At 39.7% G+C, this 11,224-nt stretch carries 14 protein-coding genes; 10 read left to right on the forward strand and 4 right to left on the reverse strand.

The annotated features are described in order from the left end of the window. Positions 1-73: 73 nt before the first annotated feature. The 3 genes from V5N63_RS03220 to V5N63_RS03230 are packed head-to-tail and all read left to right on the forward strand — an operon-like array spanning position 74 to position 2,339. Positions 74-991 (forward strand): ribonuclease Z, encoded by a 918-nt coding sequence (locus V5N63_RS03220; protein ID WP_332032812.1) that lies wholly within the window; start codon positions 74-76, stop codon positions 989-991. A 1-nt stretch (position 992) separates the two neighbouring features. Beyond that, the gene (locus tag V5N63_RS03225; RefSeq protein ID WP_332032813.1) at positions 993-1,757 is read left to right on the forward strand and encodes a TIGR02757 family protein; all 765 of its coding nucleotides are present in this window, start codon (positions 993-995) and stop codon (positions 1,755-1,757) included. Between the two features lie 24 nt (positions 1,758-1,781). Further along, positions 1,782-2,339 carry a DUF1003 domain-containing protein gene (locus V5N63_RS03230; protein WP_332032814.1) on the forward strand — a complete coding sequence of 186 codons (558 nt, stop codon included), beginning with the start codon at positions 1,782-1,784 and terminating at the stop codon, positions 2,337-2,339. Here the strand turns inward: V5N63_RS03230 and rsmA are convergent. Continuing rightward, positions 2,336-3,103 carry a 16S rRNA (adenine(1518)-N(6)/adenine(1519)-N(6))-dimethyltransferase RsmA gene (gene rsmA / locus V5N63_RS03235; protein ID WP_332032815.1) on the reverse strand — a complete coding sequence of 256 codons (768 nt, stop codon included), beginning with the start codon at positions 3,101-3,103 and terminating at the stop codon, positions 2,336-2,338. The two genes, V5N63_RS03230 and rsmA, sit on opposite strands and share 4 nt — an antisense overlap. A gap of 130 nt (positions 3,104-3,233) precedes the next feature. Here rsmA and V5N63_RS03240 point away from each other — a divergent pair, with 130 nt between their 5' ends. The 6 genes from V5N63_RS03240 to rluF all read left to right on the forward strand — a co-directional run bounded on the left by V5N63_RS03240 (position 3,234) and on the right by rluF (position 7,346). Beyond that, positions 3,234-4,133 carry a cell division protein FtsX gene (locus V5N63_RS03240; protein WP_332032816.1) on the forward strand — a complete coding sequence of 300 codons (900 nt, stop codon included), beginning with the start codon at positions 3,234-3,236 and terminating at the stop codon, positions 4,131-4,133. 3 nt (positions 4,134-4,136) lie between these two features. Further along, complete coding sequence (locus V5N63_RS03245) at positions 4,137-4,439, forward strand: DUF3098 domain-containing protein (RefSeq protein WP_332032817.1); 303 nt, start codon at positions 4,137-4,139, stop codon at positions 4,437-4,439. Between the two features lie 85 nt (positions 4,440-4,524). Further along, positions 4,525-5,337 carry an undecaprenyl-diphosphate phosphatase gene (locus tag V5N63_RS03250; RefSeq protein ID WP_088468910.1) on the forward strand — a complete coding sequence of 271 codons (813 nt, stop codon included), beginning with the start codon at positions 4,525-4,527 and terminating at the stop codon, positions 5,335-5,337. A gap of 26 nt (positions 5,338-5,363) precedes the next feature. Then, a complete protein-coding gene (truB, locus tag V5N63_RS03255) occupies positions 5,364-6,065 on the forward strand; it encodes a tRNA pseudouridine(55) synthase TruB (RefSeq protein WP_332032818.1) in 702 nt (233 codons plus the stop codon). Next, positions 6,066-6,620 carry a hypothetical protein gene (locus V5N63_RS03260; protein ID WP_332032819.1) on the forward strand — a complete coding sequence of 185 codons (555 nt, stop codon included), beginning with the start codon at positions 6,066-6,068 and terminating at the stop codon, positions 6,618-6,620. Positions 6,621-6,623: 3 nt separating this feature from the next. Next, on the forward strand, positions 6,624-7,346 hold the full coding sequence (rluF, locus tag V5N63_RS03265; RefSeq protein WP_332019258.1) for a 23S rRNA pseudouridine(2604) synthase RluF: 723 nt from the start codon (positions 6,624-6,626) through the stop codon (positions 7,344-7,346). Here rluF and V5N63_RS03270 read toward each other — a convergent pair. The 3 genes from V5N63_RS03270 to V5N63_RS03280 all read right to left on the reverse strand — a co-directional run bounded on the left by V5N63_RS03270 (position 7,343) and on the right by V5N63_RS03280 (position 10,452). Next, complete coding sequence (locus V5N63_RS03270) at positions 7,343-7,786, reverse strand: phosphohydrolase (RefSeq protein WP_332032822.1); 444 nt, start codon at positions 7,784-7,786, stop codon at positions 7,343-7,345. The two genes, rluF and V5N63_RS03270, sit on opposite strands and share 4 nt — an antisense overlap. Positions 7,787-7,788: 2 nt before the next feature. After that, a complete protein-coding gene (locus V5N63_RS03275; RefSeq protein WP_332032820.1) occupies positions 7,789-10,047 on the reverse strand; it encodes a cation:proton antiporter domain-containing protein in 2,259 nt (752 codons plus the stop codon). Between the two features lie 72 nt (positions 10,048-10,119). Continuing rightward, positions 10,120-10,452, reverse strand: a complete 333-nt coding sequence (locus V5N63_RS03280) for a YegP family protein (RefSeq protein WP_332019260.1) — start codon at positions 10,450-10,452, stop codon at positions 10,120-10,122. A 318-nt stretch (positions 10,453-10,770) separates the two neighbouring features. Here V5N63_RS03280 and V5N63_RS03285 point away from each other — a divergent pair, with 318 nt between their 5' ends. After that, on the forward strand, positions 10,771-11,094 hold the full coding sequence (locus V5N63_RS03285; protein ID WP_332032821.1) for a hypothetical protein: 324 nt from the start codon (positions 10,771-10,773) through the stop codon (positions 11,092-11,094). The last annotated feature ends 130 nt before the right edge of the window (positions 11,095-11,224 follow it).

An 11,224-nucleotide genomic window follows, 5' to 3' on the forward strand; every position in this document is an offset into this window, starting at 1 on the left:
TTTGGTGAAAAATCACCAAATAATCATTAGATTTGTACTTCTGAAATTCGAAAACTAATATCTATTCACAGTTTTGAGCACCTATCTTACTATTCTCGGCTTTAATTCGGCAATTCCTACAGTGAATTCCGCACCTACAGCACAGTTTCTGGAAATGGAAGAACGTGCTTTTTTAATTGATTGTGGTGAAGGTACGCAGGTTCAGCTCCGCAAAGCGAAAGCGAGATTTTCTAAGATCAACCATATTTTTATTTCGCACCTTCATGGCGACCACTTTTTTGGGTTGCCCGGACTTATCGCCTCTTTCAGGCTTCTTGGAAGGGAAACACCACTGCATATTTATGGTCCCAAAGGCATAAAGGAAATGCTGGAAACCATCTTCAGAATTACCGAAACACACAAAGGTTTTGAACTTGTTTATCATGAGCTTGAAAGCAAAAAATCTGTTAAAATTTTTGAAGACAGCAAGATCGAAGTCTTTACGATTCCACTCAACCACAGGATTTATTGTAACGGTTACCTTTTCCGGGAGAAAGTAAAAGAGCGTCATCTTAACATGAAGGAAATCGCAAAATATCCCGAAATCGAAACCTGTGATTACCATAATTTAAAACTCGGTAAAGATTTTATTTTAAGCGACGGTTATGTTTTAAAAAATGATGTGTTGACCACAGAACCTTCAAAATCTGTATCATACGCTTTTTGTAGCGATACAAGATATCACGAATCTATTCTGCCCATCATCGATAATGTAGATGTACTTTATCACGAAGCTACTTTTCTGCACGAATTAAAAGATATGGCAGATTATACTGGTCATACCACAGCACTGGAAGCAGCGCGGATCGCCAGAAAAGCAAACGTTGGGAAATTAATTCTCGGCCATTTTTCCAACAGGTATCACGATTTAAATGTGTTTACCGATGAAGCGCGCGAAGTTTTCGCCAACACTTTTCTTCCCAAAGCCCTTGAGGCTGTAAAAATCGGATAAAATGACTTTTTCAGAATTAAAAGATTTTCTCGATGAAAAAGCAGATTTTTACAATGCTCCCGAATTCATAGATAATGATCCTGTCCAGATTCCGCACCGCTTTTCTCTAAAACAGGATATCGAAATTGCCGGTTTTTTAACAGCGACCATTTCGTGGGGAAACCGTAAAGCCATCATCAACGATGCAGAGAAAATGCTCGATTTTATGGAGCAAACACCTTATGATTTTATCCGAAACGTTTCTTTGAAAGAACTGCAGACCTTACAAAACAGAAGTATTCACCGGACATTTGATGGTGAAGATTTTAAAGAATTTATTCTCAATCTTAAGAGGATTTATAACGAAAACGAAAGTCTGGAGCATCTTTTTTTAGTTGAGGAACACGAAGGAAATTTCTACCATGCGCTCGAACGCTTCAGACAGAATTTTATTGGAAATGTTCAGCACCGCAGTCACAAACATGTGAGTTCAACCTATAAAAATTCTTCCGCAAAAAGGCTGATGATGTTTCTCCGTTGGATGGTAAGAAAAGACAGAAAAGGCGTGGATTTTGGCATCTGGAAAGATATTGATCCTAAAAATTTATCTATTCCTCTGGATGTGCATACCGGAAATATATCGCGCAAACTCAACCTGATCCAGCGAAAACAAAACGACTGGAAAACGGTGGAAGAACTCGATTCGGTATTAAGAAAATTTAATGCGGATGATCCTGCAAAGTACGATTTCGCGCTTTTTGGTTTGGGTGTTTCAAAGGATTTTTAAGTAAATTTGCTCAAAATTTATAAGATGGGCAGAAAAGAAGAACGCGAAAAGAAAATTCAGTTTCTGGAAAAAGTAACCGATGGCGTGATGTGGTGGATTGGCTCTATTCCTTCGCTTCTCGTACATTCCGTAGTTTTTCTTACTGCATTTTTACTGCCGGTTTTTGGAATCGTAAGCGTTGATAAAATGCTGCTCGTTTTAACAACCGTTCTTTCTCTGGAAGCTATTTACCTCGCTATTTTCATTCAGATGTCGGTGAACAGAAGTCAGGAACATATTGATGATATCCGCGAAGATATTGAAGAAATTCAGGACGATATCGAAGAAATCAGCGAAGATATTGAGGAAATCAGCGAAGATATTGATGATATTCAGGAAGATATCGAGGACATCGCCGAAGAGGAAGACGATGAGGATCACAACGAACGGGCGAAAAATGTAATGCTGAAAAGCAACGTTTCTTCAAATAAAAACGACATCAAAGCTTTAAAAGAAATGATTGCCAGTCTTCAGTTGCAGCTCGAAAGTCTAAAAAAAGAAGATGAAGCATTAAACAACGAAGAAAAAACGCCTGAGAATTAAGCGTTTTTCCATTCGTTTGTAAATGAAATAAAATCCTGAACAGAAAGTTCTTCCGCACGTTTTTCAAGAAACGGATGATTTTGCAGCGCTTCAGGAATCTCCAGTACTTTCAGCGAATTCGAAAGTTTCTTTCTCCGCTGGTTAAACCCGGCTTTTACAATCTTTTTGAAAAGAACTTCGTTACCCGCCAAACCTTCTTTTGGATTTCTGGTGAGTTTTATAACACCGGATTTTACTTTTGGCGGCGGATTAAAAACGTTTTCGTGAACCGTGAAAAGATATTTTACATCGTAAAGCGCCTGCACCAAAACCGAGAGGATTCCGTAATCTTTAGTACGCGGAACTGCAGCCGTTCTTTCAGCAACTTCTTTCTGAAACATGCCCACCATTTCCGGAACATCATCATAGAAATCGATTATTTTAAATAAAATCTGTGAAGAAATATTGTAAGGAAAATTCCCGATAACAGCTACCTGATCCTTGAAAACGTCGCTGATATTGATTTTAAGAAAATCTCCGGTAAAATGCTGGTCTTCGAGTTTTGGGTAATGGTTTTTAAGGTAATCGATAGATTCTCGGTCGATCTCAGCAACGAAAATTTCAGCCTTTTTATCTAAAAGATATTTGGTCAGCACGCCCATTCCGGGACCTACTTCCAGTATTTTACTGTAATTTTCAAGACTTAGTGCGTCTACAATATTTTTGGCAATATTTTCGTCGGTAAGGAAATGCTGCCCGAGATGTTTCTTAGCTCTTACGCTCATAAAATCGTTATTCTTAAACTGAATTCCGGTGCTGAAAAGACTTTCTTTATGTTTTTTTTAACACCGATTTTCTTGGATTCTCCGCAAATTACGGAAGTTTTTTTCTATTTTAGCAGAAATTTTTTATTTAATGGCAAAGACAGTTGAGGATTTTAACAAAAGACGCCTGCGCTCCAGCAATATTACCGTTGTCGTGAGTATTGCACTGGTTTTATTTTTGTTGGGATTAATGGGATTGATTTTGATTAATGCTCAGAAATATTCAGATTATATCAAGGAGCAACTTGTGGTAAATGCATATTTTGATGAAAATTTCGATGCCAAAGATTCTGCGAAAACCGTAAAGAGAGAAGCAGAAACCTTTAAGAAAATTCAGGCATTAGCTCCGGTTAAACGTGCCATCTACATTACCCGTGAGATGGCGGCTGCTGAAGCGAAAAAAAGCATGGGGATTGAGTCCAGCGCACTTTTTGAAGAAAATATTTTTCCATCCTCTGTGGAAGTTGCGTTAAAACCGGAATATGTAGATCCTGCGAAAATTGATGAAGCCATAAAACAGATTAAAGCAACTCCCGGAATTGTGGATGTGAAGAACAACAGCACGCTGATGGTAGAAGTTTATAATAACCTTAACAATATTCTTAAGTGGATTTTAGGATTTTCAATCCTCTTCTTAATTTTGGCGGTAGTTCTTATTAATAATTCCATACGCCTTAAGATTTTCTCTAAGCGTTTCATTATTAAAACAATGCAGCTTGTGGGAGCTAAACGCAGATTTATTTTAAAGCCTTTTATTCTCGAAGCTGTAATTTTAGGTGTTATAGGTGCAGTGCTCGGTTTGGTCGTGCTTTTCGGTGCCTGGTATTACTTTATCACCCAAATCGGAACTCCTTTCGCACAGGATAATAATCAACTTGTTATTTTAGTGGCCGGGATTTTCTTATTGGGTGTTCTCATCACCGTTCTGAGTACGATTTTTGCCACCTGGAGATTCCTGAGATCAAATGTTGATGATTTATACTATTCTTAAAAAATGAGTAAAAAAAATAAAAATTTCTCAGCAGAAGCTTTCGGCAGAAAAGAAGCTGATCTTCCACAGGAAAATTCCTTTTATTTCGGTCCGCAAAATTACAAACTCATGCTCATCGGATTAGCGTTGATCGTAGTTGGTTTTTTACTGATGATGGGAGCTGATGCCAATACGGTGGACGGAAAATACGATCCGAATTTCTGGAACGAGGGAATTTTTTCCATCCGAAGAATCCGTATTGCACCTTTGCTTGTGATCGCGGGTTTTGCAGTTGAGGTGTACGCGATTTTGAAAAGAAACAAATAATATTTACAACAATACATATCAGACTTTGTCAAAGCTTTTTTTGTAGCCTTTGACAAAGTTTTTTAATTAAAAGTTTACCTATTTCATGGATTTAATCAGAGCAATTCTTATTGCAATTATCGAGGGATTAACCGAGTATCTACCGGTTTCCTCAACTGCACACATGATTTTCACCAGTTCAATTTTCGGTATTCAGGAAGATGAATTTGTGAAGATGTTTCAGGTTTCCATTCAGTTTGGAGCCATTCTGGCGGTTGTTTTTCTTTACTGGAAAAAGTTTTTCAATTTCAAGAATATTAATTTCTATTTAAAACTTGCCGTTGCGGTAATACCAGCCTTGGTTTTGGGAAAACTTTTCGATGATAAAATCGAAGCCGTTCTTGGCGATCCGGTTCCCATTGCCATTGTTTTAATCCTTGGCGGAGTTGTTCTTCTTTTCATCGACAAACTCTTCAAAGTACACGTCATTGATGATGAGAAAGATGTTTCGTATAAAAGTGCTTTGATTATCGGGTTTTGGCAGTGTCTGGCAATGATGCCGGGAACAAGCCGAAGTGCCGCATCAATCATCGGTGGAATGCAACAGCAGCTTACCCGTAAAGCTGCGGCAGAATTCTCCTTTTTTCTTGCCGTGCCTACGATGCTTGCAGTTTCTGTATATTCAATATTCCTGAAAGACTGGAATCACAAAGGTCTGGAGCAAAAAGGTTACGAAATGATCATGCAGGGCGATAATTTGATGTATTTTTTGGTAGGAAACGTAGTGGCATTTGTGGTTGCGGTTATTGCCATTAAATTTTTCATCGGCGTTCTAACAAAGTATGGTTTCAAACCGTGGGGCTGGTACCGGATCGTTGTAGGAATTGTGTTGCTGATTTATTTTACACAGTTTCAGTAGCATTTTAAACCAGTTTTAGTTATTAAATGACATCAGAAGATTTCCTTGAAGGACAAATCATATTACTCGACAAACCTTTGGATTGGACGAGTTTTCAGGCGGTGAACAAACTCAAGTATAAACTCAAAAACGAATTTAATCTTCCGAAAAAATTCAAAATCGGTCACGCCGGAACTTTAGATCCGCGCGCAACGGGTCTGCTGATTGTGTGTACCGGAAAATTCACCAAGAAAATTCAGGAAATCCAGGATGCGCCCAAAGAATATATAACCGAAATAAAAATCGGCGTGCAAACCGAATCTTACGATACCGAAAAACCCGAAATTCTCCATCAGGATTATTCACACATTACAGAAGATTTTATCCACGAAACACTGAGCAAATTCGTTGGCGAAATCGACCAGAAACCACCGGTTTTTTCAGCAATTAAAATCGACGGAAACCGTGCGTACGATCTTGCCCGAAAAGGAGAGGAGGTAGAAATGAAATCTCGTAAAACAACAATTCATTATCTTAAAGACATCGAAATCGACTTGCCTTTTTTGCGCTTCACCGTGGGCTGTTCGAAAGGTACTTATATCCGCAGTTTGGCTCACGATATTGGTCAGGATTTAGGTGTTGGAGCGTATCTTACCAATTTAAGGAGGACAAAAATCGGTGATTATTCGATTGAACATGCTTCTTCACAGTATTTGGAAAATGAATTTAGCTTTAAAGAAAATTTATAGATGAAGAATTTTTATCTTTTGTTTTTAATTTTTCCATTTCTGGGTTTTGGTCAGGAAAAAGCTGCAAAACTAGGGGCTTTCAGTACACTTGAAACCAATATCGGTTTAGACCTGGCACAAATGATACGGGATGGCAGAGCAAAAACCGATTACGAAAAGAGCCAGCTGCCGCCTGGTAAATATAATTATGGTTTTACTGCACAGATTGGTATTCAGCCATTGAATTGGTTTGCCCTTGGCGGTGGTTTACGCTACAGTTATATTGATCCTAATTATCATCTTCTGTATGCGATGGTACAACCGAAATTTTTCCTTGGCGATCCACGGGATGAGGAATTTTTCTATTTATTTGGAAGCATGGGAACAAAAATCAACCAAACTGCTGCTGATAATGCAGGTTTTGTGGGTATTGGAGCCGGGATGGTTGAACCGTTAAGCAAAAGATTTGGGCATCTGTTCAGTGTCGCTGTAGAAGATCAGATTCTGGATTGTGAGGGCAGTATATTTATCAGTCTGTCCTATGGAATCATTATTTTTAGCAACAAAAATCTTTAAGTTTTGGAAAAAACACGCATCAATAAATATCTTTCTGAAGTTGGATTCTGTTCCCGCCGTGAAGCCGATAAAATGCTGGAGCAGGGAAGGATCACAGTTAACGGCACAATTCCTGAAATGGGAACGAAAGTTTCGGAAGAAGATGAAATTCTTGTCGATGGAATTTCCATCCGGAAGCCTGAAGAAGAACATGTGTACATCGCGCTGAACAAGCCTGTTGGGATTGTCTGTACTACCGATACCAAACGCGAAAGAAATAATATTGTAGAATTCATCAATCATCCGAAAAGGATTTTCCCTATCGGGAGGCTCGATAAACCCAGTGAAGGGCTTATTTTACTGACTTCCGATGGCGATATCGTAAATAAAATCCTCCGCGCGAGAAATAACCACGAAAAAGAATATATCGTTCGGGTAGATAAACCCATTACGCCTCAGTTTCTGCATAAAATGAGAAACGGAATCCCGATTCTGGGAACCGTGACCAATAAATGTGAGGTGGAACAGATCGATACACTCTCCTTCAGAATTATCCTTACTCAGGGACTGAACCGCCAGATCCGAAGAATGTGCGAGTATCTGGGTTACGAAGTAAAGAAACTGAAGCGCATAAGGATCATGAACATTAAACTGGATTTACCCGTGGGTAAATGGCGTGATCTTACCGCAGCTGAGATGAAAGAACTCGAGGATTTACTCGGAGATTCCGAAAAAACGGTGGATTAATATTTTTCCTTCAGATAGAGATAAGCTGTAAGGTATTTGTTCAGTCTTTTTGCGTCCTTTTCGGTGAGTGGTTTTGTAAACCTTGTTAAATCCATATTGTCTCGCAGATCATTCAGCTTTACCGCCACAGCAAGCGCAGATTTCTCGGTCTGTTTAATAAATTCTGTATAATCCTGATCAGGCGGATTTTTGGTAAGGCATTCTATCGCAAAAACAATCTCAGTCGGAAAACCTTCCTGCAGAAGATAGTCGTAGGTGATTTTTGGGCAGTCTTCAATTACGTCATGCAACACACCCACAATTTTTTCATCATACGTTTTTCCGTAATTCATAACGCGGATGATGTGGCCGATATACGGTGTGCCAAACTTATCCGTTTGTCCGCGATGTGCTTTTTCGGCTATTCTTATGGCTTTGTTTAAAAGTTCTTCTTTGCTCATCATTAGATTTCGATGTTCAGTTTTTCAATTTTCTTTCGGTTTCCTACGACCCATACAATATCATCAACCTGAAGAATTTCAGATGAATCCGGATTCAGGATTCTTTCATCGCCACGCCGTATTGCGATTACCAGACCATCGGTTTTATCTCGGATGCCAGATTCACGGATGCTAAGACCCTTTTTCGGTGAATGGTGGTTGATTAGAATTTTGCCGAGTTTAATGTGATTAATGTCTTCTTCAACAACAATTTCCTGGCTGTCGAAAACAGGTTTGAAGATCTGGAGCTGGTCATCGGTTGCAATAATTCCCACTTTATCGTAAGGCATCAGCACTTCCGACCGGCCGGGCGTGTGAATAAGCTTTTCGCCTCTTTTAATGTAGCCTATGTTCACTCCGTATTTTTCCCTCCACTGCAGATCCACAAGAGTTTTTCCGATATATTCTGCCAGCGGTTTCACTTCGAGTTCCACAATATGTACATCCCAGGCAGCCAGGTTATTGGTGACCTCAGAGTTGCCGGCAAGGCGGGTAATGGCTTCGCTCTGTTGGTTGTCGGACCTGTCATTAAGGTTGGTAATGAATCTTTTTTCAATTCTGTTATAGAATTTATTGATTCTTTTAGAAAATACAACCATAAGAATAATGGCGACCGGGATCGTAATAAAGAAGGAAATGGTGGTGGAGGCAAACCGGTCCAGGAAAAAGCCCAGAATTCCAATACCGAAGATAATTCTTATAATTTCGATAATGAGCAGCGGTCCGCGGTTATATTTAGTTTTTGTCCAAAGTTCTTTATACGCTACCGAACTTGGTCTTTTTACCATTAAAGCCCACAGGAACGGAAGAATAAAGAGAACCGGAAGTGCGTTCCCAATGATATTTTTAATACCGTTACTTTCCAGATTTTCATTGATGGCCGGAATTATAAAACGGGCGAAGAGGAGATAAATCGCAATGATGATGATACCGTTGATTAAAACGATTCTGCCGTAATTCTTCAGAATAGTCTGCCAGCTGGTTTCAGCCTGAATGTTCTGGGTATTGGTAGAATATTTATTGATTTTGGCAATGTATTTTGGCGGAACCACCTTCACAAGCCAGTTGTAGAAAGGCTCAGACAATTTGATGAGATAAGGCGTAGTAAACGTAGTTATTGCCGAAACACCCACTGCGACAGGGAACAGGAAATCTGAAATTACCCCCAAAGATAGCCCGAGCGTAGCCACAATAAACGCAAATTCCCCGATCTGGGCCATACTCATTCCCACCTGAACCGACTGTTTCAGCGGCTGCCCCGATATCAGCGCTCCTAAAGTTGAACTGAAAAGCTTGCCGAATAAGGTGAGCAGCGTTACAGCAAGAATAGGCCATGCATAGGTGATCATTGCATCGTAATCGATCATCATCCCCACCGATACGAAAAACACTGCAGCAAAAAGATCCTTCACCGATTTAAGTGTATGTTCTACTTTTTCAGCCATGGTAGTTTCCGCGATGATGGATCCCATCACAAATGCACCGAGTTCTGCAGAGAAGCCCGCATTTACAGCAATCAGAACCATACCCAGACACAGCCCGATCGATAAAACGAGTAGGATTTCTTCGTCGATTAAGGGTTTTAATTTCTTAAGCAAAGTCGGCAACAGGAAGATTCCCAGCAGGAACCACAGGATAAGGAAAAACAGCAGCTTAGCCACCGTAAACAGGATTTGTGTACCTTCAAATTCTTTGGTGACAGCAATAGTCGAAAGTAATACCATGAGGAGGATCACCACAATATCTTCCACTACCAGAACACCAAATACAATTTTTGCGAAGTTTTTCGTCTTTACACCCAATTCGTCGAAAGCGCGGATGATAATCGTGGTCGAGGAACTGGCGAGCATGCCGCCCAGGAACATACTGTCCATGGTACTCCAGCCGAGCATGCGGCCGGTATAATAGCCGGCAATGGTGATGAAAATAATCTCCACAAAAGCGGTAATCGATGCCGAACCGCCCACATTCATGAGTTTCTTGAAACTGAATTCGAGACCCAGACTGAAGAGCAGGAAGATGACTCCGATTTCGGCCAGTGTTTTAATATTGGTCATATCAACCACTGAAGGAAAGATTTTGAAATTGGGGCTTACCAGAAAACCAGCAATAATATATCCCAGAACCAGCGGCTGCTTGATTTTTCTAAAAATCAAAACAACAAAAGCTGCTACGATTAATATTAATGCCAGATCCTCAATTAACTTTGGTAAATGTCCCATAATGCGTGTTTCGTGGTTTTTCCCAAAAATAAAGAAATGCTTCAATTATTCAAAGCATTTCTTGGTTAATTTCTATTCTTTTTCCTCTTCCACTGTGGCGTCGGGGGCGTTTTTTTTCACGGATTCTATTCCGTTTTCCATTCCCGCGGCAGATTCGTACATTTCACTCGAGCCAATGACCTGGTTGTTGCCGGCTTTCAGGTTGAAGTGGAACTTGCCGCCTGCTGATTCTTTTCTTTCGTACTTCGAATCGTCGGATGCGTTTTTCTTTACCGATTCCACACCGTTTTCGCAGGCCGCTTTGGTGGAATATCCTTCACTTGCCAAAATGGTCTGTCCGTTTCCGGCTTTCAGATTAAATTGAAATTCGCCGTTTTTCCTTTTTGAAATTACAAATTTGCCCATAGTAATGTATTTTGTTTCCTTAAAATTAAGAAAATTATTGATATGCAGGTAACGTTTAACTTTAATTTTCAATGATTCTAAGCTTTAAAACTGATTGAATTCATTGAAAAGGTACAAATTTTAAATCTTATATATAAATTATTACATCTAAGATTGATGTATTTAAGATTAAGATAATATTATTGTAGTTTTAGACATAAAACTTTGGGTCTAAGACGTCAACGAATAAAATTGAGCCTAAAAATCTGCAGTTTTAGACGTAAATATGATTCTGTTAATTCTATAATGTACTTTTAATCTCCATATAATCATTGGGTTATGTCAACACACCGTTATTTGAAATCTGGCGCTCATCCGTACCCTCATATTGGGGAGTTTCTCCGTGCGAAACTCCGGGAGCTGCATGTATCGACGCCCGAAGCGGCAAGAAGGTTAGGCGTTTCCACCAGCTCGGTGCACGCGTATTATAAGCAGCCCTCGCTGCAGTTTGGGATCATCTGGAAACTCTCGATGGCGCTGAATTACGATCTGCTGTCGGATCTTATTGCCCGTTACCCGGAAAAATTTCCTGTAAAAACCGACCCAAAAATAGCGGAACTGGAAAAGGAGGTAGAGATTTTGAGGGGGTTGCTGAGGAGGTAGGGGAAATTGTTATCAAGATTGATTTTTTATGAAACTAATAAAGAAGACGGATATAAAATACGCCCCAGTTTCCCGAGGCGTTTAAGATAATGTTATGAAGTTACTTTCTAGTAATGACCTTTCTCTACAT

This window comes from Kaistella sp. (genome assembly GCF_032060305.1).
GTDB classification, from domain to species: domain Bacteria; phylum Bacteroidota; class Bacteroidia; order Flavobacteriales; family Weeksellaceae; genus Kaistella; species Kaistella yananensis.

Coding starts and splice junctions, on each gene's coding strand:
- V5N63_RS03270 (WP_332032822.1), bottom strand. CDS start 7,786: ATGAGCAAAGAAGAACTTTTAAACAAAGCCATAAGAATAGCCGAAAAA.
- V5N63_RS03250 (WP_088468910.1), top strand. CDS start 4,525: ATGGATTTAATCAGAGCAATTCTTATTGCAATTATCGAGGGATTAACC.
- V5N63_RS03275 (WP_332032820.1), bottom strand. CDS start 10,047: ATGGGACATTTACCAAAGTTAATTGAGGATCTGGCATTAATATTAATC.
- V5N63_RS03240 (WP_332032816.1), top strand. CDS start 3,234: ATGGCAAAGACAGTTGAGGATTTTAACAAAAGACGCCTGCGCTCCAGC.
- V5N63_RS03280 (WP_332019260.1), bottom strand. CDS start 10,452: ATGGGCAAATTTGTAATTTCAAAAAGGAAAAACGGCGAATTTCAATTT.
- V5N63_RS03285 (WP_332032821.1), top strand. CDS start 10,771: ATGTCAACACACCGTTATTTGAAATCTGGCGCTCATCCGTACCCTCAT.
- V5N63_RS03225 (WP_332032813.1), top strand. CDS start 993: ATGACTTTTTCAGAATTAAAAGATTTTCTCGATGAAAAAGCAGATTTT.
- V5N63_RS03230 (WP_332032814.1), top strand. CDS start 1,782: ATGGGCAGAAAAGAAGAACGCGAAAAGAAAATTCAGTTTCTGGAAAAA.
- truB (WP_332032818.1), top strand. CDS start 5,364: ATGACATCAGAAGATTTCCTTGAAGGACAAATCATATTACTCGACAAA.
- V5N63_RS03260 (WP_332032819.1), top strand. CDS start 6,066: ATGAAGAATTTTTATCTTTTGTTTTTAATTTTTCCATTTCTGGGTTTT.
- V5N63_RS03245 (WP_332032817.1), top strand. CDS start 4,137: ATGAGTAAAAAAAATAAAAATTTCTCAGCAGAAGCTTTCGGCAGAAAA.
- rsmA (WP_332032815.1), bottom strand. CDS start 3,103: ATGAGCGTAAGAGCTAAGAAACATCTCGGGCAGCATTTCCTTACCGAC.